Origin of the sequence: Natronorubrum halophilum (assembly GCF_003670115.1) — an archaeon.
GTDB lineage: Archaea > Halobacteriota > Halobacteria > Halobacteriales > Natrialbaceae > Natronorubrum > Natronorubrum halophilum.
The window spans coordinates 694,225-718,783 of record NZ_QQTY01000002.1; the positions used below are offsets into that span (position 1 = coordinate 694,225).

Annotated in this window: 22 protein-coding genes and 1 tRNA gene; 14 read left to right on the forward strand and 9 right to left on the reverse strand. The window is 62.5% G+C overall.

Annotated elements, in window-relative coordinates:
* Nucleotides 1–154 precede the first annotated feature (154 nt).
* The 9 genes from DWB23_RS09455 to ribH all read right to left on the reverse strand — a co-directional run bounded on the left by DWB23_RS09455 (nucleotide 155) and on the right by ribH (nucleotide 10,184).
* Nucleotides 155–1,804 (reverse strand): right-handed parallel beta-helix repeat-containing protein, encoded by a 1,650-nt coding sequence (locus tag DWB23_RS09455; protein ID WP_238717381.1) that lies wholly within the window; start codon nucleotides 1,802–1,804, stop codon nucleotides 155–157.
* 249 nt (nucleotides 1,805–2,053) lie between these two features.
* Nucleotides 2,054–2,716, reverse strand: a complete 663-nt coding sequence (locus tag DWB23_RS09460; RefSeq protein ID WP_121742563.1) for a helix-turn-helix domain-containing protein — start codon at nucleotides 2,714–2,716, stop codon at nucleotides 2,054–2,056.
* A gap of 123 nt (nucleotides 2,717–2,839) precedes the next feature.
* A complete protein-coding gene (locus tag DWB23_RS09465) occupies nucleotides 2,840–4,525 on the reverse strand; it encodes an alkaline phosphatase family protein (RefSeq protein WP_121742564.1) in 1,686 nt (561 codons plus the stop codon).
* Between the two features lie 329 nt (nucleotides 4,526–4,854).
* Entirely contained in the window at nucleotides 4,855–6,180 is a 1,326-nt protein-coding gene (gene glmM / locus DWB23_RS09470) for a phosphoglucosamine mutase (RefSeq protein WP_121742565.1), read from the reverse strand.
* Between the two features lie 291 nt (nucleotides 6,181–6,471).
* Complete coding sequence (locus DWB23_RS09475) at nucleotides 6,472–7,104, reverse strand: DUF7344 domain-containing protein (protein WP_121742566.1); 633 nt, start codon at nucleotides 7,102–7,104, stop codon at nucleotides 6,472–6,474.
* 477 nt (nucleotides 7,105–7,581) lie between these two features.
* A tRNA-Gln gene (locus tag DWB23_RS09480) sits at nucleotides 7,582–7,684 on the reverse strand.
* Between the two features lie 101 nt (nucleotides 7,685–7,785).
* Nucleotides 7,786–8,535 (reverse strand): HNH endonuclease, encoded by a 750-nt coding sequence (locus DWB23_RS09485; protein ID WP_121742567.1) that lies wholly within the window; start codon nucleotides 8,533–8,535, stop codon nucleotides 7,786–7,788.
* Nucleotides 8,536–8,607: 72 nt separating this feature from the next.
* Entirely contained in the window at nucleotides 8,608–9,756 is a 1,149-nt protein-coding gene (locus DWB23_RS09490) for a pyridoxal phosphate-dependent aminotransferase (protein ID WP_121742568.1), read from the reverse strand.
* Nucleotides 9,753–10,184, reverse strand: coding sequence for a 6,7-dimethyl-8-ribityllumazine synthase (gene ribH, locus DWB23_RS09495; RefSeq protein ID WP_121742569.1), 432 nt, complete (start codon nucleotides 10,182–10,184; stop codon nucleotides 9,753–9,755). The genes DWB23_RS09490 and ribH overlap by 4 nt, the downstream gene beginning before the upstream one ends.
* Nucleotides 10,185–10,350: 166 nt before the next feature.
* On the opposite strand from ribH, the gene tuf reads away from it, so the two are divergent.
* From tuf to DWB23_RS09570, 14 genes are all read left to right on the forward strand, one after another.
* Nucleotides 10,351–11,622, forward strand: coding sequence for a translation elongation factor EF-1 subunit alpha (gene tuf, locus DWB23_RS09500; protein ID WP_121742570.1), 1,272 nt, complete (start codon nucleotides 10,351–10,353; stop codon nucleotides 11,620–11,622).
* Between the two features lie 168 nt (nucleotides 11,623–11,790).
* A complete protein-coding gene (locus DWB23_RS09505; RefSeq protein WP_121742571.1) occupies nucleotides 11,791–12,951 on the forward strand; it encodes a 5-(carboxyamino)imidazole ribonucleotide synthase in 1,161 nt (386 codons plus the stop codon).
* Nucleotides 12,952–13,040: 89 nt separating this feature from the next.
* The gene (locus DWB23_RS09510) at nucleotides 13,041–13,673 is read left to right on the forward strand and encodes an AIR carboxylase family protein (protein ID WP_121742572.1); all 633 of its coding nucleotides are present in this window, start codon (nucleotides 13,041–13,043) and stop codon (nucleotides 13,671–13,673) included.
* A 352-nt stretch (nucleotides 13,674–14,025) separates the two neighbouring features.
* Complete coding sequence (locus DWB23_RS09520; protein WP_121743068.1) at nucleotides 14,026–14,439, forward strand: NADH-quinone oxidoreductase subunit A; 414 nt, start codon at nucleotides 14,026–14,028, stop codon at nucleotides 14,437–14,439.
* Nucleotides 14,436–15,143 carry an NADH-quinone oxidoreductase subunit B gene (locus DWB23_RS09525; protein WP_121742574.1) on the forward strand — a complete coding sequence of 236 codons (708 nt, stop codon included), beginning with the start codon at nucleotides 14,436–14,438 and terminating at the stop codon, nucleotides 15,141–15,143. Before DWB23_RS09520 ends, DWB23_RS09525 begins: the two co-directional genes overlap by 4 nt.
* Entirely contained in the window at nucleotides 15,140–16,801 is a 1,662-nt protein-coding gene (locus DWB23_RS09530) for an NADH-quinone oxidoreductase subunit D (protein ID WP_121742575.1), read from the forward strand. Before DWB23_RS09525 ends, DWB23_RS09530 begins: the two co-directional genes overlap by 4 nt.
* A gap of 2 nt (nucleotides 16,802–16,803) precedes the next feature.
* A complete protein-coding gene (locus tag DWB23_RS09535; protein WP_121742576.1) occupies nucleotides 16,804–17,898 on the forward strand; it encodes a complex I subunit 1/NuoH family protein in 1,095 nt (364 codons plus the stop codon).
* Nucleotides 17,895–18,356, forward strand: coding sequence for a NuoI/complex I 23 kDa subunit family protein (locus DWB23_RS09540; protein WP_015320303.1), 462 nt, complete (start codon nucleotides 17,895–17,897; stop codon nucleotides 18,354–18,356). The genes DWB23_RS09535 and DWB23_RS09540 overlap by 4 nt, the downstream gene beginning before the upstream one ends.
* 2 nt (nucleotides 18,357–18,358) lie before the next feature.
* Nucleotides 18,359–18,628 (forward strand): NADH-quinone oxidoreductase subunit J, encoded by a 270-nt coding sequence (locus DWB23_RS09545; protein WP_121742577.1) that lies wholly within the window; start codon nucleotides 18,359–18,361, stop codon nucleotides 18,626–18,628.
* The gene (locus tag DWB23_RS09550; RefSeq protein ID WP_121742578.1) at nucleotides 18,625–19,137 is read left to right on the forward strand and encodes a hypothetical protein; all 513 of its coding nucleotides are present in this window, start codon (nucleotides 18,625–18,627) and stop codon (nucleotides 19,135–19,137) included. The genes DWB23_RS09545 and DWB23_RS09550 overlap by 4 nt, the downstream gene beginning before the upstream one ends.
* Nucleotides 19,134–19,439, forward strand: a complete 306-nt coding sequence (gene nuoK / locus DWB23_RS09555) for an NADH-quinone oxidoreductase subunit NuoK (protein WP_121742579.1) — start codon at nucleotides 19,134–19,136, stop codon at nucleotides 19,437–19,439. Before DWB23_RS09550 ends, nuoK begins: the two co-directional genes overlap by 4 nt.
* Before the next feature lies 1 nt (nucleotide 19,440).
* Complete coding sequence (nuoL, locus tag DWB23_RS09560; RefSeq protein ID WP_121742580.1) at nucleotides 19,441–21,483, forward strand: NADH-quinone oxidoreductase subunit L; 2,043 nt, start codon at nucleotides 19,441–19,443, stop codon at nucleotides 21,481–21,483.
* Nucleotides 21,480–23,003 (forward strand): complex I subunit 4 family protein, encoded by a 1,524-nt coding sequence (locus DWB23_RS09565; RefSeq protein WP_121742581.1) that lies wholly within the window; start codon nucleotides 21,480–21,482, stop codon nucleotides 23,001–23,003. The genes nuoL and DWB23_RS09565 overlap by 4 nt, the downstream gene beginning before the upstream one ends.
* Nucleotides 23,003–24,538 carry an NADH-quinone oxidoreductase subunit N gene (locus DWB23_RS09570; RefSeq protein WP_121742582.1) on the forward strand — a complete coding sequence of 512 codons (1,536 nt, stop codon included), beginning with the start codon at nucleotides 23,003–23,005 and terminating at the stop codon, nucleotides 24,536–24,538. The genes DWB23_RS09565 and DWB23_RS09570 overlap by 1 nt, the downstream gene beginning before the upstream one ends.
* Nucleotides 24,539–24,559 lie beyond the last annotated feature (21 nt).

Sequence of the window (24,559 nt, forward strand, 5' to 3'; positions counted from 1 at the left end):
CCCACAGCGGCGACGTTCGAGTAACGTCCGACGTACTCACAGTACTTCCACAGTGACAGCTTCGAGGCGTTATTATACGGGTGTTAAACCCCCGAAGAGGTGATCTATCGGCGGGTGAGAGTGCCCGACTCCGAGCGGATTTCCGGAGATTCGATTACTCGTACGTGTTGTTCCACGTCGTGACCTCGCTTGCGCCGAGGTCACGTATCCCATCGACCAGCTGATTCTTTTTGAATTCCGGATTTTCCGCCGACGAGTAGAGACAGACCGCCTCGTTTCCGTCTGTGGATTCGAGAACCGAGTCACGAACGAGCGCGTCGGAGCCGAGGTCGACGTACGGGTACTGACTCGCACGTAGCTCACTCCGATAGACGGTCAGGTTATCACCCATATTAACGATGGCATTTCGATCGACTCCATCGCGGCCGGGTTGTTCGATATCGACGTGACTGAGCCGACAGTTGTCCCGCTCGCAGCGAATGCCATCGCGGAACCCCCCCGCATCTCCCGCTCGTCCCGTGATTGTGAGGTTTTCGGCGAGCACCTGCTCGGGTCTGTCGCTGTCCCGAATCCACACTGGATAGCCGCCCGCAGTCTCGTGCGTGATCGACGTGTCGACGATGATGGTCTCCCCGCAGTCGGGAGAAACGACGATACCGTGGTTCACATCCGAACCGCTCATCCGAATCCTGGTGTTATCGATTCGAGCACTTTCGCATGTGTTCATCGCCGAAATCGCGTGACTGGTAGGCTTCGGCGAGGTAATTTCGATAGCCGCGCCGTAGATCTCGATATTGCGACCGTTCTCGATCCGGATCCCGCGCTGTGTTCGGTCCTCCGGCCGCGTGTCGTTGACTTGGACGGTCGGCCACCGGATCTCGCTGTTCCGTCCGCCGACGCGGACGTTTGCGCCGTTGCTGTTCCGGTAAAGGCCGCCGTGAACGACGATCTTCCCGTCGCCGCCGGCCGCGTAGAGACCGTTGTTCGGGAACGCACCGAGTCCACAGCGTCTGAACTCGAGCGTTCCCCGGTTCTGGTTCGCCTCGATTCCGATGGGGCCGCGCCAGCGGTTGCCGGCGTACAGCGTATTGTTGACCCATCTAGCGCCGTCCATCGCCCGAAACCGTTCGACGATTCCCCACCCGTCAGGGTCGGTGATATTGAACTGTCCGGGCCCCCACGTCCCGCTGTCGTGCTCGCCGCGGACGGTGATGTCGCGAACCTCGAGTCGGTCGGAGACGTTCGCTTCGATCGTTCGAATTCCCGTGTTGGGAGCCGTCTGGTCGATGTCGAATCCCTCGAACCGGAGCATTCGTCCGGGACGGTACGACACACCCAGACGGAACAATCGGTACTGTGGACCGTCGAAATCGCGGTAGTTCGCCGGGACCAGCGTCGCGTTGTCACCGACGACACCGAAGTTTTCGAATCCGGTGAATCTGAACTGTTCGTCCATATAGTACCGCCCCTCGGGAAAGACGAGCAACGTCTCGTCGGCACGGAGGTCCTCGAGAACGGGCGTTATCGATTCGTTGCCGGTGTTATCGGCACCGGCCTCCACGACGTCGATGACGTTCTCGTAGTCACCGTAGTACTGTGATGACGGCGTCGATGCCGCACTAACGGCCGACGTTAGTCCGATTCCGGCGGCGGCTACGGCTGACGCACCCCGCAAAAACGTCCGTCGTGACCGTTGCGAGCGAGACCGTCCCGCGAAAGAATACTGCTCGTCTGGTTGACAAGTCGACTGAGAACACGGAAAATTCCCACGATCCGAGTTCCGAATACCACTTCGTTCCGACATTGATAGTCACTCTGTTCTGGTAATGAAAGGGTCCAGTAGCTATGGATTCGGATGGCAAGCTTTTAAAACCGGTCGGATATCGTGAGTGTGCCGAAATGCTGATATACTAATATAATGACATCTTTGCGGAGCGTCGAATTCGATTTCGCTCGGATAGGGCATCCCACCGGTATCGTTCCCCTCGACGAACGCTTACCATCCGTCTAAACCCTCGAGAATGACCGGCAAGACTGAGGAAGACTGAGGGCGTCATTCGTACTCCATGGGCGTGCGATCGTTCTTGATCGTTCCCGCAATTAACTCCGAAACGGCACGACGAAGTCGCTGTGAAACTGCCGAATCCGAGATATCGAGGTGCTCGGCGAGGTCGTCTTGCGTGACCGAACGCGGCGTATCAAAGTAACCGGTATCGTATGCCAGCGTGAGGATATTGTGTTGTTGTTCGGTCAGAACGTACGTTCCGTCGTCGGATACCGTCGAGTCGTACAGCCGTGTCACGTGGAACGAGATGCCGTCCCCTCGGCAATACTCCCGGAACGTGGCCAGTGCGTCGCGGTCCGGCAGGTGGACGCGGGCGACCCACCCGTGGCCATCGCTCGTGATCGTAAAGACGAACAGACCACGCTCTGCACAACAGCTGGGGAGGATCTCGAGTTCGGTCTCGACCGCTACGCGATAGATCGTCCGATTCTCGAACGTCGCAATTCGCGTCGGGTTCGAGATCGTGTGATCCGCCTCCATCGCCTCCTCGAGCGCCGAATGTTTGTCATCGAACGCGGAGATGAACTGCAGACGCTTCCCGTCGGTTGGCACCTCGTATTCGTATCTGAGCGTGACGTCGGGATGTCGCTCGATCGTCGGTACTAACGCGAGATCGGCGTGAGAGAGATGGATTTCAGCGATAAAGCCCATAGCGTTGTTCGTGACCTACCACAGCGTCTGATTCGGGTACCTTATTTACCGTCTGGGTAGCCGACAGTTGCACCGTCCATAACGGTCGGGAATCCAGCCTGTCGGTGCACTCGAACGGCACCGCTACGATAGGTATCCCAGATCCGCCAGCCGGTCCGTGACTTCCTCGTCCGGCGCTGTTTGCTCCCCGGTATCCGTGTCGTCGTACGCCGGATACGACATCGAGTCGACCTGCTCGACGATCGGCACGACGCTCCCGTCCATTCGGTCGCTGTGGGGGACTCCCATCGCAGCCATGATCGTCGGTGCAACGTCGAAGATGTGGGCCCGATCGAGCGACTGCTCCTCGTCGATCCCCTCGCCCGTCGCCACGAACACGCCATCGATTTTGTGGTTCCACGGCTCGACCGGACCGAAGTAGTCGCAACCGGTTACCTGCTCGGAGAGCGTGTGTTCGAACCCGTTAGGGATCGTCACGATATCGACGGTGTCGTCGACGTACGCCCCGTGGAAGTAGCGCTCGCGCGGTGCGACCGTCTCGAAGAACGGCTCTCCGTCGGGCGTTTCGATGGACTGGAGCGTCCGGATGAGCTCCTCGCGGAACTCGTCGTACTCCTCGGGCGGAACGACGCCCGCCGGATCCCGCCCCTCGAGGTTGATCCTGACGCCGAGTTCGGTGCGCGCACGGACGTACGCCTTCGATTCTTCGAAGTCGACCTGCTGGTTTGCCGTCCGGGAAATACCGCCCGGTGCGTACTTTATGGCGAGGTCGGCGAGTCCGACTCGCTCGAGCGCGATTCTGAGTCGGCGAGCGGTGATGCCGAATTGGGCAGCGACTGCGGCGACGCGCGCCGCCGTTCCTGGCTCCCACGTGTCGTACTCTTCACCTTCGCGGAGTCGCCTCCGCATCGGCGTCCACGACGGCATCCCCTTTCCGCCCGTCGTCGTTTCGAGGTGGCCTTCATCGCGAAGGAACTCGTTGAGGCGGAACTCGTAGCCGTCGTACGGCCCCATCCCGTGATCGCTCACGAGGAAGATGCGGTCCGGATCACAGGTCTCGAGGATCGACGCGATCTGTGCGTCGGTCGCTTCGTACACGCGTTCGACGCTCGTTTCGTCGCCGTCGAACTCGTGGAACACCGTGTCCGTCTTCTGGAACTGCACGAACCCGAGGTCCGGTTCGAACTCGTCGACGAGGTAGCGAAACGCTCGCCCGCGCATCTCGACCAGGCTTCGATACTCCTCGATCTTCTCGGCGTCGGAAATGGTGTCGTCGTCGCGCGTGTACGACGGATACACGCGATACTCGCCGATCGCGTCACGAACCTCGTCCAGGAGGCCGACGGGGTGACAGTCCGGATCCTCCGGACCGAGAAAGCCCGGAATCACCGCACCGTCGAACTCCTCGGGCGGATGCGTCACCGGAGCGTTGACGACGACGCTCGAGCGGTCGTGTCGATCCAGCAACGTCCAGAACGGGTGTTCGTTGACGTCTTCGTTACTCGTTACGTGCCAGTCGTAGCCGTCGTACCCGACGAAGCCAATCGCGCCGTGTTTCCCCGGATTGACCCCGGTGTAGATCGACGGCCACGCGCTCGGCGTCCACGGCGGGATCTGTGACTCGAGCGGGGCGGTGACACCGTCCGAACAGAGCCGCTCGATGGTCGGAATCCGATCGTCCTCGAAGAGCCGCTCGAAAACCGGCAAACAGCCCGCGTCGATCCCGATAACCAGTGTCTCAAGCGAATCCGATCCGCTCGCATCGCTTGAAGTCGATGCAACGCTGTCACGGTTAGACGTCCCGGTCATCGTTGTACTGATTCTCGTTTCTGGCCACTATTTCCGTTTGACCACTGCCGAGAACGCAGCGGCAGCGGCGTCGTTCGTTGCAACACAGCAATCTATCTCCAGAGGGGGGAACAGAATACTTCATTATCATCCCGTTAAACCGGCCTCAGCGCGAAAAAACACCGTTCCCGGTGACTGTGTGGTCGAATGAGAGGATTCCGTTCGCCTCGACGTCTCGTTATCGGCGACGATCCTGCACATCTGATCGAACGACAACCGGACAATGAGTGCGTGAGTCGCGCTAACTGATGCGAACGCCGGCTCGTCTTTTTGGACCCCTCACAACGCGGTCACGGATTCGCTTCGGTCGCGTTCTCGAGGATCGCCACGGCATCGGCTGCTAGTTGCTCGGCCCGAGACTCGGTTCGCGCCTCGGCCGTGGCCCGTACGACCGGTTCGGTCCCGCTCGCACGCAGGAGGATCCACCCGTCATCCACGGTGATCGAAACGCCATCCAGCGTCTCGACGTCGTCGTATTGCTCGCGGACGCGGTCGCGAACTCGAGCCATTGCGGCGTCTTTCTCCTCGACCGCTACCGACGTTCGACGGATGGGGTACGTCTCGACGCTTTCGACGAGCGACGAGAGCGGTCCTCGATCGGCGACGAGTTCGACGAGTTTGCACGCGGCGAGCGGTCCGTCCGGACAGAGCGTTTCGGTAGGCCAGATCCACGCGCCGCTGGGTTCGCCACCGAAGACGACGTCGGACTGCGTCGCACGATTGGCCACGAATACATCGCCGACCGGCGTTCGAGTGACCGACGCACCGACGGCCGCGAGCGCGTCGTCGACGGACATACTCGTCCCGACCGGTGCGGCGACGACGTCACCTTCGGACGCCGTATCACGCGCGAACAGCGCGAACAGGACGTCTTTCGGGACGAACGTTCCGGTGTCGTCGACGGCCAGCATCCGATCGGCGTCTCCGTCGTGGGCGATGCCGAGTTGGGCGTCCGTCGATCCGACGACCGAGGAAAGCGCGGTGAGCGTCTCCCGAGTCGGCTCGCTCGGCCTCCCCGGAAAGCTCCCGTCCTGTTGCCCGTTCAACGTAATGACGTCACAGCCGAGGTCGGCGAGCACGCGGGCGGTGATCCCGCCGGTACCGTTCCCGACGTCGACGACGACGCTCGGCGGGTCGTCGAGCGAGACGGCGTCGGCCAGTTCCGCCGCGTGTCGATCGACCGCGCCCTCGAGTCGCTGGCTCGAGCCCTGTTCGGTCCAGGGCTGCAACTCGTACTCGTCGCGTTCGATGCGGGACGCGATGGCGTCGCATTGCTCAGGATCGAAGGCCTTCCCGGTCGCGGTCCAGAGTTTGAATCCGTTGTCCGGTGCGGGGTTGTGAGAGGCCGTGACGACAATGCCCGCATCTGCACCTTCTCGCGGGACGGCTCTCGCAACCGTCGGTGTCGGTGCGACGCCGGCCTCGAGGACGGTCGCACCACACTCCCGAAGCCCGGCGGTCACTGCGTCGACGAGAACCGCACCGCTCTCTCGAGCGTCTCGGCCGACGACGACCCGGTCGTAGCCATCGGATGCGACGGCACGACCCACGGAGAGTGCGAGTGCACCGGTCACATCGTCTCCAACTGTTCCGCGGATACCGCTGGTTCCGAACATGGATGAACGCTCGCCGAAACGCCGATTACTATAGGGCTGCTAAGCCCTCGTCCGTCTCCGCTGCTAACAGTTACTTGAGAGTAAACCACGAAAATCACTAACTATGCGTCACATATGGTACTGATCGGAGACCGACACGAGACGCAAACGCGTCGGCGGGAACGTGGACCGAATATTCGCTGGCCGCGGGCTCGAAGGTAATCGCTCGAGCGGCGGTGAGACGTGCCTTATCTTCCCCTTCGGTGTACTACACGGCGGGCGAGGCTACACGACGCTTCTCTCCCGCACGAATCAATGCGTCGAGCGCGTGTCGATTGACCGGTTCGATGAGCGTGAGGTCGTGACGGTCGTCGCGACTCTGGCCAGTACGAACAGGCCGACGATGAGCGTCCCGAGGGCCACTCCGGAGATTCGAACGAAACCACCCGCGAAGGCGGCTAACAGGCTAATACTCGCACAGATGGCCGGAACGTTGTAGTCCCCGGCAGCGCGCATGACGATGGAATGGGACAGTCCGGCCGCCCGCCGATCGATATCCTCGTTTGTCGCCTCGAGATAGGGACGAAACTTCTCGACCTCGTCGGTCGGTCGCACGATCCCGCGGGGCTTGTCGTACTCGATGAGTCCCTTCTCGTCGAGCTTCGAGAGGTGCGACTGGTACAGCGGAATGTAGACCCGCTGGCGCTGCGTGGAGGTGAGGTTCGCCACGGTGGTATCGTTTTCCTTTGCTGCGACGTGTTCGGCGATCTCCCCCATCTTGACCGGTCCTGATTTGTCGAGCAGGTAATCGATCACGTCCCTTCGCCGACTCGTCTGAAGAATGTGAAAAATCTCGTCTTGAGAGAGGGTCAACGCCTCATCGGACTGTGTACTGTTAGCGGGGTCGTCGGAACAGTCTAGCGGGCGATTAGTTGTGGGCGTCATACTCTGCATGCTGAGTCGGAATCTATACCCGTATAAACCTTCTGTTCTAGCAGACCTATATTAATATTTTGTATATATAATTGAAAATAGCAGTTACTAGTATCGATCGGTGTTCACCGAGAAGTTGGGCGACGATACCGTCCATCGGAGCGGCGGGGAGATCTCATAATCTTGATTTCTTGTACTCCGTGTTTTCTACTTCGGACGGAGCAATCCGATCCCAATAAGCGTAGTTCCAACAATATTTGGGACAACGAGGATGTATTGCATCGCTATCACCAGTGATGGCAGTCAAAAAGGCGTTCCACAGTAATATCGTGACGACTGGGTCGTTCGTGGTCACTTAAAATGAGCGTACCATCGTCGGAACCGCTGAGTGCAATACAGCGTGGGTCTCAGGAAGTATCTGGAAACGTGTTCGAAAAGGTATGTCCCCAGAGCGGATTCGAACTATTCGCTCCTCAGTCCGTCGCAGAATAGTCCCGGGCGGATTCGAACCGCCGTCATAGGCTGTCTTCCGTGACGGACCGAACCGAGCACGTCCAAAGGCCCATATGATTGGCCACTACACCACGGGACTTCTCACTTCGTTCGCCGCCCCGCGCAACTCGCAAATCCATACGGACCTGCTCGCCATCACGGGACTTCACTTATCGGATAGACCGCCGCCGCACAATAGTGTTACTTTTCGTCTCGAGACAAAACGGCTATTGTTCCCGCTTCAGCACGTCGATGGCAGCGCCGGCAGAGTGTGATGACGTTTTCCATCGAGTGTGCTTTCTCGGGCTGTTCGAACGACCGAACGGGCTTCAAGTGGTGCACGTCCGGATTCCGGTCGAGTTCATCTTTGTCCACACCGCAGTGTTGACACTCGTACTCATCACGCTCGAGCGCCTGCCGTCGAATCCGCCACCATCGTTTTCCATACGTGATCGAGCCACCCTCCCACTGATGATGGTCGGGGCCGACGACGTTCTCCGAAAGCCATTCGCCGTAGCATTCGAGCGTGCAGAAAACGCTGTAGCGGCGATCAATCGCTCGAGACGGCACGACTTCGAGTCCCGTTTCGCAGTACTGGCAGGTTACAGCCACTCGCTCGCCCGGATCTGACGGATTCTCAGGCAAGAGACCGTCAGCCGACCTAACGCACTCTGGACAGTACGTTCCGTCCTTGTTCGAGGGATAGTACGAGAAGGAGTCGCCACAGCTCGTACACGTTGCCGTTTCACTCGCATCGGACCAGTTGCCGTTGTGCTTGCCGGCGTTCGGATTACACTCTTCGCAGAATTTCCGCCGCGATTTCGGATCGTAAAACTCCGACTCGCAGCCCTTGCACGTCCGGTTCGGCAGGGGATCGCCGTGAACCTTCGTGTGGTGCTGGCGCATCCCCTGTTCCGTCGCCAGCGATTTCCCGCACGTCGGACAGTCCATGCCCGGTTTCGTCCCGTGATCGATTATAAACTCACGGGCAGGAGCGGTGGCGCGAGCGCTTCGAGTTGACGCTTACAGGTAGCCTTCCTCGGCCAGTCGCTCGATCCCTTCCTCGAGCCGCGCTTCGCTCGCGGCGTAGGAGATCCGCGCGTAGCCGGGCGTGCCGAACGCGCTGCCGGGAACGGTCGCGACGTGGGCGTCCTCGATCGCCCCCTCACACCACGCCTGATCGTCGTCCGCGACGGGGAGCATCATGTAGAACGCCCCCTCGGGAACGGCGACATCGACGTCGTGCTCGTCGAGCAGGTCGACGACGAGATCTCGGCGCTCCTCGAACGCCTCGGTCATCTCCGCGACGGCCTCGTCGGTGTTCTCGAGCGCGTCGATGCCGGCGTGCTGGACGAAGTTCACGGCGGAGGAAACCGAGTGGCTGTGGAGTTTGCCGGCCTGCTCGATCAGCTCCTCGGGACCGGCGAAGTAGCCGAGTCGCCAGCCGGTCATCGAGTAGGCCTTCGAGAAGCCGTTGACCGTGATCGTGCGATCGGCCATGCCCTCGAGCGTGCCGAGACTCGTCGGTTCGACGCCGTAGGTGATCTCCTTGTAGATCTCGTCGGAGATCACGGTGATGTCGTGTTCGACGGCGAGGTCGCGGACGCCCTCGAGCGCCGCGTCGGAGTAGACGGCACCGGTCGGGTTCGACGGCGAGTTGACGATCAGCAGTTCCGTGTCGTCGGAAACGGCGTCCGCGAGGTCGTCGAGAGCGGGCTCGAGCTGGAACGCCGAATCGGAGAGATCGACGCGGGTGAGGTCGCCGCCAGCCATCTTGACCATCGCCTCGTAGGAGACCCACGCAGGGTCGAGGAGCACGACCTCGTCGCCCTCCTGAATGAGCGCTTGCACGATCTCGTAGAGGGCTTGCTTCGCGCCCGGCGTGACGATGATGTTCTCGGGGCCGTGGTCGAGGCCGTCGGCGGCCAGTTTGTCGGCGATCGCCTCGCGGAGTTCGAGGATGCCGGCGGAGGTGGTGTAGCCGGTGTGGCCGGCGTCCATCGCGTCCTGGCCGGCGTCGATGATGTTCTGTGGCGTCGGGAAGTCGGGTTCGCCGACGGAGAGGTCGACGACGTCTGCGCCGTCGGCCTCGAGTTCGGTGGCGAGCGCGGAGATGGCGAGCGTTGCGGACGGTTCGACTCGGGTCAGGCGGTCGGTAAATTCCATCGTCATTGTGAGGCTGAATCGGTATCTGGATCGGGAAGTTGTTCGACGAGGTCGAGCGCCCCGTCGACGGCTTTCGCCGCGTTTGCGACGCGCTCGCGCGCTTCGGCGGCGGACATGCCGGGGCCAGTCACGCCGAGTGTGACAGGGGTGTCACGCTCGAGACACACATCGGAGAGTCGCTGAGCGGTCGCGTCGGTGATCACCTGATCGTGATCGGTGTCGCCGGTGATGACCGTCCCGATGACGGCCACGGCGTCGACGGCCTCGAGGCGGGCGAGTCGGTCCGCCGCGAGGGGCGCGTCGTACACGCCCGGAACGGTGACCGTCTCGTACACCTCGGCACCCGCGGCGTTGGCGGCCTCGAGGGCGGCGTCTTCCATCTGCTCGGTGATCGGACGGTTGAATTCCGCGACCACCAGTCCGAGCGTGGTCATACGCGAGCGGTAGAGAGGGTGGGTAAAAGAGGTACCGTTCTCGATGGACGACGTAACTCGCCGCGAATATCTCGAGCCGGTTGTATCGGTTCGTCGGACTGTCTAGGAGATGCCAGATAAGAGTTTACCAGCGTGTCCACCGTATACCCGTTCACAGCAATTCACCATGAGCAAAGACAACCCCCACCAGAACCTGGCTATTATCGGTCACGTCGACCACGGGAAGAGCACGCTCGTGGGGCGACTCCTCTACGAGACGGGGAGCGTACCCGAGCACGTCATCGAACAGCACCGCGAGGAAGCGGAAGAGAAGGGCAAGGGCGGCTTCGAATTCGCCTACGTCATGGACAACCTCGCCGAAGAGCGAGAGCGGGGTGTCACCATCGACATCGCCCATCAGGAGTTCGATACCGACGAGTACGATTTCACCATCGTGGATACGCCCGGTCACCGGGACTTCGTCAAGAACATGATCACCGGGGCGAGTCAGGCCGACCACGCCGTCCTCGTCGTCGCGGCCGACGACGGTGTCGCACCCCAGACCCAGGAGCACGTCTTCCTGGCCCGAACCCTCGGTATCGACGAACTCATCGTCGCCGTCAACAAGATGGACATCGTCGACTACTCGGAGGAGACCTACAGGGAGGTCGTCGAAGAGGTCACCCAACTACTCAATCAGGTCCAGTTCAATACCGAGGACGCCTCGTTCATCCCGGTATCGGCGTTCGAGGGCGACAACGTCGCGGAACACTCCGAGAACACGCCGTGGTACGACGGCGAGATCCTGCTCGAGGCGCTGAACAGCCTTCCCGAGCCGCAGCCGCCGACGGACGCACCGCTTCGAGTCCCCATTCAGGACGTCTACACGATTTCGGGGATCGGTACCGTTCCGGTCGGACGCATCGAGACCGGTATCATGAACATCGGCGACAGCGTCTCCTTTCAGCCCAGCGACGTGGGCGGCGAAGTGAAGACGATCGAGATGCACCACGAAGAGGTGCCACAGGCAGCGCCCGGCGACAACGTCGGATTCAACGTCCGCGGCCTCGGCAAGGACGACATCCGCCGCGGCGACGTCTGCGGCCCGGCCGACGACCCGCCGAGCGTCGCCGAGACGTTCCAGGCCCAGATCGTCGTCATGCAGCACCCGTCCGTGATCACGGCCGGTTACACGCCGGTCTTCCACGCGCACACGGCCCAGGTCGCCTGTACGATCGAGTCCATCGACAGGAAGATGGATCCCTCGAGCGGCGAGGTCGACGAGGAGAACCCCGACTTCATCCAGTCGGGCGACGCCGCCGTGGTCACCATCCGACCACAAAAGCCACTCAGTATCGAGCCATCGAGCGAGATCCCCGAACTCGGGAGCTTCGCCATCCGCGACATGGGTCAGACAATCGCTGCCGGGAAGGTCCTCGAGGTCCACGAACGGGAGTAATACGTCCAATCCGACGGTGGAACGCCGTCCGCACTCCCGATTTGTCAGCCCCGTTCGAGACGTCCGAAAACCGGGGAAGCCGAGAGGAAGCAGCCGACTAGATGCCGGTTGTCGAGCCCGATCACCGATTACCAATTCTTAAGCGCAATCGCCGTCAACCGGCGCGCAATGACAACGATACGGACACCAGGGCCGACGCTCGGGGTCGTCGGCGGCGGACAACTCGGACGAATGCTCGCCGAAGCGGCGTCGCCGCTCGGCGTCGAAGTCGTCGTGCTCGATCCGACGCCCGACTGCCCGGCCGCGCCCGTCGTCCGCGATCAGATCGTCGCCGACTTCGACGACGAAGCCGGGATCCGCGAACTCGCCGCGCGCGCGGACGTTCTCACGTTCGAGATCGAACTCGCTGACCAGAACGTTCTCGAGCGCGTCAGCGAGGACTCGGGGACGCCGGTCCACCCGAAGCCGTCGACGCTGGAGACGATCCACGACAAACTCGTCCAGAAGCGCGACCTCGAGGCCGCCGGGATTCCGGTCCCGCCGTTTCGCGAGGTCGAGGACGCCGACGACATCCGCGACGCCATCGACGACTACGGCGCGCCGGTGATGCTCAAAGCCCGCACGGGCGGCTACGACGGCCGCGGGAACGTTCCCGTCGAGTCGAAAGACGAAGCAGCGGAGGCCCTCGAGTCGGTCGCCGGCCCCGCGATGGTCGAAGCGTTCGTCGAGTTCGAACGGGAGATCTCGGTGATCGCCGTCAAGGGCGAGGACGAGATCGCTACCTTCCCCGTCGGCGAGAACATTCACGAAGACGAGATCCTTCGGGAGACGGTCGTCCCCGCGCGCTCGAGCGCGGCCGCGACGGAGCGAGCCTACGAGGTCGCGCGCGACGTTCTCGAGGTCATGGACGGGCGCGGTGTGTACGGAATCGAACTCTTCGAGTCCGATGAAGAGATCCTGCTCAACGAGATCGCCCCGCGCCCGCACAACTCCGGCCACTGGACCATCGAGGGCGCACACAGTTCCCAGTTCGAACAGCACGCGCGGGCTGTCCTCGGCTGGCCGCTCGGCTCGACCGAACTCCGCTCGCCGACGGCCCTGGCGAACCTGCTGGCCGACGTCGAGGAAACCCAGGACGCACAACTGAGCGATATCGACCGCGTGCTCGAGACGCCCGGCGCGCACCTCCACTGGTACGGCAAACGGCAGGCCCGTCCGGGACGCAAGATGGGGCACGTGACGGTTTCGGCGGACGATTCGGACGCGGACGTCGAGACGCTCCTCGAGACCGCGCGCGAACTCGAGGGTGCGGTGACGTTCCGGTCGTAGCGTAGGTAGTGGCAGAGCAGTAGCCCTACTGTACCGTTATTGCGATCCATTGCGGCCCATTGAAGTCACCCGCGCGAGCATCATCAGCTATGAGCGACAGCGTTTCCGACCTGATCGACCGGCTACACCGGGAGGCCGAACAGGACCGTCCGACCGAAGAGACGCCCGACGTGGGCATCGTCATGGGGAGCGACTCCGACCTCGAGGTCATGTTGACCGGCGGGAAGCGGGGCGGGGCCTACGACGCCTTCATCGACGAACTCGGCTTCGGCGAACAGACGGACTACGAGAACGCGCCCGACGAGCGGTTCACGTTCGAGACGTACGTCACCTCCGCCCACCGCACGCCCGACTTAATGACGGCTTACGCCGAGACGGCCGAGGAGCGGGGGCTCGAGGTTATCATCGCCGGTGCCGGCGGCAAGTCGGCGGACCTGCCGAATATGACCGCCTCGATCGCCTATCCGCTACCGGTGATCGGCGTCCCGGTTCAGGAGAAGTCCGTCGACAGCGTTATCGGAATGCCCACCGGCGCGCCGCTCGTCGCGGTCGACGCCGGAAAATCGTTCAACGCCGCGCTCTCTGCGGCCCAGATCCTCGCCCGCCAACACGAATCGGTCCGCGACCGGCTCGTCGCCTATCACGACGGCCTCCGCGAGAGCGTCGGCACCGTCTCTCGAGAGCTTCACGACCGCGGGACAGAATCGTTTTCGAACGAGTAACAACTCGTTCTCGGGGTATTTATCGGCTATTACCGGCTGTGAACTCGCGATCGTTTTCGCCGCGGAACGGTCGATCCGGCGATAGTGGGTTGAAAAAGTGCTCGAGCGGTCGGAGTTTCGGACGTCTCCGGGAGATGTTCTCGATCGAGAATCGGTCGTTCGACTACCGATCGCAGCCGGATGTAACGAGATGCTACCGGTGTATTCACCCCTCGCTGGGCGATCTGTAATATCCAGGGAGGATTCAACTGCATGATTTGTCGCGGAAGACGGCGCTGTGTCCGCTATTTCGCCGAAAAACGAACAATCAACCCTTATATGCGTGCGGTTTGAACCCTCGAACGTTACGGAGATGAATGATTGGATCGCTATCGGGGCATTGGCGCTCGTCGGATTGCTGATACCGCTCGGAATGATGGCGGTATCGTACCTCCTTCGACCGTCCGTCCCCGAAACGAGTAAACGTGCCACCTACGAGAGTGGCGAGATTCCGACCGGTGGAACACGCATCCGGTTCAACATCCAATACTACATGGTTGCGCTTCTGTTCGTCGTTTTCGATATCGAAACCGTCCTCCTGTTCCCGTGGGCGGTCGTCTACCTGGATGCCGTCGAATCGGATACCGTCTCGCTGCTCGGGATTCTCGGACCCATGCTGTTGTTCGTCGCCATCCTACTGGTCGGACTCGCGTGGGCGTGGCGCAACGGTGCAGTACAGTGGGCACAGACACCGCGTCAGGCAGCGTCCGACACTGATCGACAATGAGTAGCAACAATCCACGACAATCGATCCACGATAGCACCGCCCCGTCGACGGATACCCGCGACTCGCGGATCGGCGAAGGACCCGACGACCGGTTCAACTCCAAGCTTCGGGAGGCCTTCGGCTCGACGCCGTTCATCCTCACGAAGTTCGACAAGTTCATGAACTGGGTACGGGGGAACTCGATGTTCATGCTGCAGTTCGGGATCGCCTGTTGCAGCATCGAGATGATGCACACGTACGCGATCAAACACGACCTCGATCGCTTCGGTGCCGGCGTTCCTCGCGCCTCACCGCGACAGGCCGATGTGATGATCGTTCCGGGGACGATCGTCTCGAAGTTCGGCCCCCGCATGAAACGCGTCTACGACCAGATGCCCGAGCCCAAGTTCGTCGTCGGTATGGGCTCGTGTACGATCTCCGGCGGCCCCTTCCAGGAGGGCTACAACGTCGTCAAGGGTGCCGAGGAGATCATCCCGATCGACATCCACGTTCCTGGCTGTCCGCCCCGACCGGAGGCGCTCATCTACGGCGTCGCCAAACTCCAAGAGCGGATCCAGAACGGCGAATCGTCACCGGTCGTCGTCAAACCCTACGAACTCGAGCAGTTCGGCGACCTTCCGAAGGACGAACTCGTCCAGAAACTCGCGAGCGAAATCGACGAAGACGACCTCGTCATGCGCTACAACTGGGCTGATTCGCCATGAGCACGGGACTCACGCGACGGTCACAGCCGCCGATCGAAGTCAGCGAGGACGAACTCGAGGCGCTGATCGGTGATCGCGCGCTCGCACGCGACGATCACCTGAACGCTCCTGGTTTCGTTATTCGACCGGACGCCGTTCAGGACGTTCTCACGGACCTCAGAGACGAGGCAGGGTTCGATCACCTCTCCTGTCTCACCGCCCAGGAGTACGCGGATCGGTACGAATCGATCTACCACATGAAGAAGTACGCCGATCCGACCCAGGAGGTCTCGATCGTCGTCCCGACGTCGACAGACGACCCGGTTAGCCAGTCGGCCGAACCGGTGTTCCGGACCGCGGACTGGCACGAACGCGAGGCGTTCGATCTCGTCGGCATCGACTACGAGGGCCATCCGGATCCGCGCCGGATCCTCCTGCCCGAGACGTGGCAGGGCCATCCGCTCTCGCGGGGATACGATCAGGAAAAGCCGCAGGTCGTCACCCTCACGGAGCACGCGAACCCGATCCAGCCCGATCACCACGAGGCCGAGTCGGACACGATGTTCTTGAACATCGGACCCCACCACCCGGCGACCCACGGCGTGCTCCACATCAAGACGGTGCTCGACGGCGAGACCGTCGTCGACGTCGATCCCGACATCGGCTATCTCCACCGCTGTGAGGAACAGATGTGCCAAAACGGCACGTATCGCCACCAGATCATGCCCTATCCCGACCGCTGGGATTACGTCTCGGCGGGGCTGTTAAACGAGTGGGCCTACGCTCGCGCAGCCGAGGATCTGGCCGATATCGACGTCCCCGAGTACGCCCAGATCATCCGCACGATGGGCGCTGAGCTGTGCCGGATCGCATCGCACATGCTCGCGCTGGCCACGTTCGCACTGGACGTCTACGGCGACTTCACCGCGGTGTTCCAGTACGGGATGCGCGACCGCGAGGTCATTCAGGACATCCTCGAGGATCTGACCGGACAGCGGCTGATGTTCAACTACTTCCGGCTCGGCGGGGTCGCCTGGGATCTGCCCGAACCCCGCGAGGAGTTCGTCGCGAAGACGCGTGACTTCCTCGACGAACTGCCGGCGAAGGTCGACGAGTACAACGCTCTCATCACCGGCAACGAGATCTTCCAGGTCCGGTGTCACGACACCGGGATCCTAGAACCCGAGATGGCCAAGGAGTACGGCTGTACCGGCCCCGTCGCCCGCGGCTCGGGGATCGACTACGATCTCCGACGCGACGACCCCTACGGTTACTACGAGAACCTCGAGTGGGACGTCGTCACCGAAGACGGCTGCGACAACTACAGTCGCGTCCTCGTGCGCATGCAGGAAGTCGAGGAATCGGCCAAGATCATCGAGCAGTGTCTCGACTTGCTCGAGGAGTGGCCCGAAGACGAACGGGAGGTTCAGGCGAACGTGCCACGAACCCTGAAACCCGATGCCGACACCGAAGTCTACCGCGCCGTGGAAGGCGCGAAGGGCGAACTCGGAATCTACATGCGGTCCGACGGGACGGACAAACCCGGTCGGTTCAAGATTCGGAGCCCGTGTTTCCACAACCTCTCGGCGCTCGAGGTCATGTCCGAAGGGGAGTACATTCCCGATCTGATCGCCTCGCTCGGTAGTCTCGATATCGTTCTTGGGGAGGTGGATCGGTAAGTATGGTCGGTGGAGTAACAGCAGTTCCGTTACAAAACGACGAGACCGTCCTGCTTCCCGAGCGAATCGGCGACCTGACGGGATTGGATGGGCTCGGCGTCGGCGGCGAACTGCTCGCGACGTTCCTCGCGGCCTTTCTCATCGGCAACCTGATGTTGGCGATGACCGGTATCGCCGGCCCGTGGGCGAAGCGAAAGATCACCGCCGCGTTCACCGACCGAATCGCGGTCAACCGGCTCGGACCGGCCGGGTTGTTTATCATCGTTGCCGACGCCGTACGACTGCTCTCGAAGGAACTCGTCATTCCCGAGAACGCGGATCGACCGGCCTACGATCTCGCGCCGATCGTCGTCGCGTCGTCGGCGCTCCTCGGGTTCGCCGTTATTCCGATGGGGAGCGGCATCCAGCTCGCCGATCCCGAAGTCGGACTGGCGTACGTCTTTGCGGTCGCCGGTATCGCCAGTCTCGGACTGGTGATGGCCGGCTACGCGTCGGCGAACAAGTACTCGATGCTCGGCGGGCTTCGTGCGGTGGCACAGAACATCGCCTACGAAATCCCGCTGGTCGTCACCGGGATGTCGGTCGTCATCTTCGCCGGCTCCCTGCAGATGAGTACGATCGTCGACACGCAGGCGGCGACCCTCGTTTCGCTCGGCGGACTCGACATTCCGGCGTGGTACGCGCTCGTCAACCCGTTCGCGTTCGCCCTCTTTCTCGTTGCGAACTTCGCGGAGGTCGGCCGGAACCCATTCGACACGCCAGAGGCACCGACCGAGATCGTCGCCGGCTACCAGACCGAGTACTCCTCCGTCTACTTCGTGTTGATCTACCTCGGGGAGTTCCTCCACATCTTCCTCGGCGGGGCGATCATCGCGACGATCTTCCTCGGCGGCCCGGCTGGACCCGGTCCGGCAGCGCTTGGGATCGTCTGGTTCCTCATCAAGATCTGGGCGGTGTTCTTGCTGACCCAGTGGCTCCGTTCGGCGGTGCCGCGCGTCAGAATCGACCAACTGATCGAGATCGGCTGGAAGGGACTGCTCGTCCTCTCCTTTGCGAATCTCGTGCTCACCGCGGTTATTGTGGGGCTGATAGCATGATCGGACTACTCAAATCCATGGCTACGACGATGAAACACGCACTGGATGGCTCGACGTTCACCGTCGAGTATCCGGAGACCGCACCGGACGTCTCGCCGCGGTTCAGGGGCGTCCACAAGTTCAGCCAGGAGCGCTGTATCTGGTGTCGACAGTGCGAGAACGTCTGTCCGAACGACACCATCCAGATCGTGATGGACGACCAGCGCAACGGCGAACAGTACAACCTCCACATCGGACAGTGCATTTACTGCCGGCTCTGCGAGGAGGTCTGTCCCGTCGACGCCATCTTGCTCACCCAGAACTTCGAGTTCACGGGTGACACCAAACACGATCTGGTCTACAACAAAGAGCAACTGAAGGCCGTCCCGTGGTACAAGGATATCGACCCGCTCGAGTCGCGCGAACCCGACCGTGGTGCGTGGATCGGCGAGGGTGACGGGGAGGTTGATTACCAGTAACAATGTTGTATACGATCGCATTTGCGGCGTTTGCGTTCGTGACGCTCGCCAGCGCAGTGGGTGTTGTCCTCCTACAAGATCCCTGGCACTCGGCGCTCATGCTCGGCGTCTCGCTACTGAGCATCGCGGTTCACTTCGTGATGCTGGCAGCCGAGTTCGTGGCGATGATGCAGATCCTCGTCTACGTCGGCGGGGTGCTCGTCCTCATCACGTTCGCCGTGATGCTCACCCAGCGCGAGGAGCCGGCGTCCGAAGAGGTGGTACAGACATGACGGACGGACCGAAACTCAGACTCGGACCGTCGTTGCTTCCGGGCGTGCTCGCCGTCGCCCTGTTCGGGCTGATGGCGCTGGTCGTCCTCAACACGCCGTTCGAGTCGATGGCGGACGGCGGCTTCCCGGGGGTCGAATCGATCACCGCCGGGATCGGTTACGCGCTGTTCAATCTCGAGGCGCTCCAGGAGGCAAACGGCGTCCCGGGAACCGAGCTGTTCCTCGCCGCGTTCTTCCTGGTCGCGCTCGCGCTCGACGCTGCACTCGACGCCTCGCTCGTCCTCGCGAAACGCGAGGAGGACGGCGAACCGGTCTCTGCGCTCGAGAGCACGAGTCCCGGCGACACCGCGGCACCCGACTCGAGCGGTTTTGGCCGCTCCGAACCGACGGTGACGGACGGCGGTTCCGCCGATACCGAGACGGAATCGACCGGCGATACCGCTGCCACCGAAACGGAGTCAGCGGACGGCGCGGCCGACACCGAGTCGGCCGGGGGTGAGGATCGATGAGTGTCGGCGTCGAGTACTACGTGTTACTGTCGATGGCCCTGTTCTGTATCGGGCTCTTCGGCGTGCTGACGCGTCGCAACGCACTGATGTTCCTGATGTCCGTCGAGCTCATGCTGAACGCGGCGAACATCAACCTGATCGCCTTCGCGTTCTACCACGGCAATCTCACGGGGCAGATCTTCGCGCTGTTTACGATGGCGCTGGCTGCCGCGGAGGTCGCCGTCGGGCTCGGGATCATCCTCGTGTTGTACCGCAACTTCCGTGATATCGACGTCACGGTTCCGACGACGATGAGGTGGTAAGATGGCAGGAACAGGCGCATTTGGCTACGCACCGGTAATCGCAGTGTTCCCGCTCGTGGCGTTCGTCGTGACCCTCACGTTCGGCAAGTACTTGCCGAAGAAGGGCGCGATTCCGGGTATCTTCGCGACGGCAGGCTCGTTGCTGTTCTCGCTGTGGATGCTCGCGACCGTCGCTGGCGGCGAAGTGTATCACGAGACGTTGTACGAGTGGACGGCCGGCGACGCCGCGAGTGAGGTCGGGACGGAGGGAATCGCGTTTACCTTCGGGCTCCTGATCGATCCGCTCTCGGCGCTCATGCTGGTCATCGTTTCACTCGTCGCCGTCCTCGTCCACGTGTTCAGTCTCGGCTACATGAACGCGGAGGGCGAAACGGGGCTGCCCCGGTACTACGCCGGACTCGGCCTCTTTACGTTCAGCATGCTCGCCTTCGTCTACGCGGACAACCTGCTGATGGCGTTCATGTTCTTCGAACTCGTCGGCCTCTGTTCGTACCTGCTGATCGGGTTCTGGTTCCGCACGCGCAGTGCCCCCTCGGCCGCGAAGAAGGCGTTCCTCGTCACCCGCTTCGGTGACTACTTCTTCCTGATCGGGGTCGTCGCGATCGCAGCGACGTTCGGCACGGTCGCGTTCGCCGGCGACGACTCGTTCGTCGTGGCCGCCGAGACCGCGATCGACGACGGTAACACGCTGTTCGGGTTCGACGCCCGGACGTGGGTGACGATCACCGGGCTGCTCGTGCTGGGCGGCGTGCTGGGTAAATCCGCCCAGTTCCCGTTCCACACCTGGCTGCCCGACGCCATGGAGGGTCCGACGACCGTCTCCGCGCTCATTCACGCGGCGACGATGGTCGCGGCCGGCGTCTACCTGGTCGCCCGCATGTTCGGCTACTACGCGCTCTCCCCGACGGCACTCGCGATCATCGCGTTCGTCGGCGGCTTCACCGCGCTGTTCGCCGCGACGATGGCCGTCGTCAAGGACGACATCAAGCAGGTGCTGGCGTACTCGACGATCAGCCAGTACGGCTACATGATGCTCGGACTCGGCGTCGGCGGCTACGTCGCCGGCGTCTTCCACCTCATGAATCACGCCTTCTTCAAGGCGCTACTGTTCCTCGGTGCCGGGGCCGTCATCCTCCTCATGCACCACGAACAGAACATGTGGAAGATGGGGGGACTCAAGGACAAAGCGCCCGTCACTTACTACACGTTCCTCGCCGGCGCGCTCGCGCTCGCGGGAATCGTCCCCTTCTCCGGCTTCTGGTCGAAAGACGAGGTGCTGTTCGACGCGCTCATCGTCGGCTTAGAGCAGCCGGTCATCCTCCTCGCGTACGCGATGGGGCTCATCGCCGTCTTCTTCACCGGCTTCTACACCTTCCGGATGGTCTTCCTGACCTTCCACGGCGAGCCGCGGTCCGAAGCGGCCGAGGAGCCACACGGGGTCGGCTGGCCGATCAAGCTCCCGCTCGTCGCCCTCGGAATCCTGGCGACCGTCGCTGGGCTCGCGAACCTCGCACCAATCGCTAAGCTCGCGGGCGCGGACATCACGTTCCTCGAGTTCTGGCTCGACGGGGAGTACGGTGCCGTCGACGGGCTGACCTACCACGCCTATCACGAGATGGTCGCCTTCGAAGAGGGCTACATCGGCTCCGAGACGGTCACCATGTTGCTCGGTGCGGGACTCTCGCTCGGACTGGCACTCGCCGGCGCGTTCACGGCGCACACGCTCTACAACGTGCCCGAGCCGACGCGTCACATGACGAAACTCGGTGGCGCGTACGACGTCTTGCGAAGTAACTACTACCAGGACGAGTACCAAGTCTGGCTCGCGGAACGAGTCACGGTCCCGCTCGCACGCGCGGCGGATCGATTCGATCAGACGGTCATCGACGGTACCGTCAACGGCGTCTCGAGCGTCAGCCTGTTCAGCAGTAGCTGGATAAAGCGCATCCAGACGGGGATCGTGACGAACTATGCGGCACTGCTGGTGGCCGGATTCATCGGCTTACTGGTCGTTCTCGGGTTCTATGGAGGGTGGTTCCTATGATGATCGAAGCACTGATCGCAGTTGCACTGGTCGGCGCGCTCGTCACGTTCGTCGCGCCGAATCGCGTCGCGGGAAAACTGGCCTTCGCGATCAGCCTCGTTCCCGCTGCACTCAGCCTGTGGATGTTCACCGCGTTCGACGGCAGCGGGAACGCCCTCCTGAACGGAACGCTCGCCTTCGAATCCCACCTCGAGTGGATTCAACTGGCCGACTACTCGATTTCGTGGTTCGTCGGCGTCGACGGAATTAGCCTGCCCCTCGTCGTCTTGACGACGATCCTCACGTCGCTCGCCATCATGAGCTCGTGGACGCCGATCGACGACCGCGAGTCCCAGTTCTACGGACTCGTCCTCTTCATCGAGGCGAACCTGATCGGCGTCTTCACGGCGCTGGATTTCTTCCTCTGGTTCATCTTCTGGGAGGCCGTGTTGATCCCGATGTACCTGCTGATCGGTATCTGGGGCGGCCCCGACCGGAAGTACGCCGCCATCAAGTTCTTCGTCTACACGAACGTGGCGTCGCTGCTGATGTTCGGCGCGTTCATCGCGCTCGTCTTCGGCCTCGGCGACTCCGTCTCGAGCTTTGCACTCCCCGAAATCGCGGATGCGATGCTCACCGGTGGCCCAGAAGGACTGTTCGGACTCGAGGGAACCACCCTTGCGTCGGTCGTGTTCGTCGCGATGTTCCTCGGTTTCGCGGTGAAAGTACCGGTCGTGCCGTTCCACACGTGGCTGCCCGACGCTCACGTGCAGGCACCGACACCCGCGTCGGTGCTCCTGGCCGGCGTGCTGTTGAAGATGGGGACCTACGCCCTGCTCCGGTTCAACTTCACGATGTTCCCGGATCAGGTCGAGACGTACGCGGTTCCGATCGCCGCCATCGCGGTGGTCAGCGTCATCTACGGCGCGATGCTCGCGCTCGCTCAAACCGACCTGAAACGGATCGTCGCCTACTCCTCGGTGTCGTCGATGGGGTACGTCATCCTCGGATTGGTCGCCTACACCCAGTTCGGGATCGGCGGCGCGACCTTCCAGATGGTCTCTCACGGCCTCATCTCGGGGCTGATGTTCATGGCCGTCGGCGTCATCTACAACGCGACCCACACCCGACTCGTCACGGATATGTCCGGGATGGCGGATCGGATGCCCGTCGCCGTGGGCATCCTCGTCGCCGGCGCGTTCGGCTACATGGGACTGCCGCTGATGAGCGGCTTCGCAGCGGAGTACTTCATCTTCTTCGGCGCGTTCGGTGCCGGCTTCGACTACGCTCCGCTGTTCACGGCGCTGGCGATGTTCGGCATCGTCATCGTCGCCGGTTACCTACTCTTTGCGCTCCAGCGGGCGGTCTTCGGTCCGTACAACCTGGAAACCGACTACGAGGTGGGTCGCGCGCCGCTGCACGACATCGCACCGATGTTCGTGTTGCTGGGTATCATTATCGCCCTCGGCGTGGCTCCCGATCTGATCTTCGAGATGATAACCGACGCAGTCGATCCGATCCTGACCGGAGGTGAGCTGTGATGGAACCGTACCAACTGCCCGAGTGGGCCGCACTCGCGCCGGCGCTGATCATGGCGGCGACCGCGATGGCGCTGTTCATCTTCGACAGCATCTCGCCGCGGTCGACTAACCGCTCGCTGCTGGCCACGGTCGCAGCCGGCGGTTCGCTCGCTTCGCTCGCCGTCGCCGTTTGGTTCATCTTCGCCGGCGTCGGCACGCCGACCGTCGACGGCGGACTCGGCGTCGTTGATATTCTCGGGGGCCAACTCGTCGTCGACCAGCTCGCGCTGTACTTCATGATCGTCGTCTCGATCGTGACGGCCCTGGTCGCCGTCGCGAGCTACGACTACCTGGTCGATCACGCCTACCAGGCGGAGTACTACTCCCTCGTCGTCCTCGCCGCGACCGGCATGTCGATGATGGCCGCGTCGAACAGCCTCGTGACGGTCTTCATCGCCCTCGAGCTGGCGAGTCTCCCATCGTACGCCCTCGTGGCGATCCTCAAGGACAATCGCGGCAGCGTCGAGGCCGGTCTGAAGTACTTCCTGATCGGCGCGCTGTCCTCGGCGATCTTCGTCTACGGGATCTCGCTGGTCTACGGCGCGACCGGCCACCTGCAACTCGAAAACATCGCAGCGGTCATCGAAACCGGGGAGGCGGATCAGTACGGCGGTCTGCTCGGTCTCGGCATCCTCATGCTGATCGGCGGCTTCGCGTTCAAGACTGCGAGCGTCCCGTTCCACTTCTGGGCACCCGAGGCGTACGAAGGGGCTCCCGCGCCGATCAGCGCGTTCCTCTCCTCGGCCTCGAAGGCCGCCGGCTTCGTGATCGCATTCCGCGTGTTTACGGAAGCGTTCCCGCTCGCCGCCACGGCCGACGTGATCGGCCTCGACTGGACGGTCGCGTTCATCATCCTCGCGATCGTCACCATGACGGTCGGGAACTTCGCGGCGGCGACCCAGAACAACGTCAAGCGGATGCTCGCCTACTCCTCGATCGGCCACGCCGGCTACGCGCTGATCGGCCTGGCGGGGCTCTCCGCCGAAGGCGGCGAGTTGGTGATGGGTGCCGCGATGATGCACCTGCTCGTCTACGGCTTCATGAACACGGGCGCGTTCCTGTTCGTCGCGCTGGCCGAACACTGGGGCGTCGGCCGCACCTTCGAGGACTACAACGGCCTCTCGACGCAGGCGCCCGTCGCCTGCGCCGCGATGGCCGTCTTCCTGTTCAGTCTCGCTGGCGTCCCGCCTTTCGGCGGCTTCTTCAGCAAGTTCTTCCTGTTCACGGGGGCTATCGAAGCGGCGTCAGCCAACACCGCGATGCTCGCCGTCGCCGCCGCGCTCGTAGTCAACAGCGCGCTCTCGCTGTACTACTACTCGCGGCTGGTCAAGGCGCTCTGGATCGAGGAGCCCGCCGCGACTCGAGACCGACTCGCCCAGCCCACCGGGCTCTACGCGGCGATCATCGTCGCCGCCGTGATGACGATCGTCATCCTCCCCGGCTTCGGTCCGGTCGCCGACGCCGCGCTCGATGCTGCGGCGTCGGTCGTCGGCTGAGGCGGACAACCCGGTAGCTTT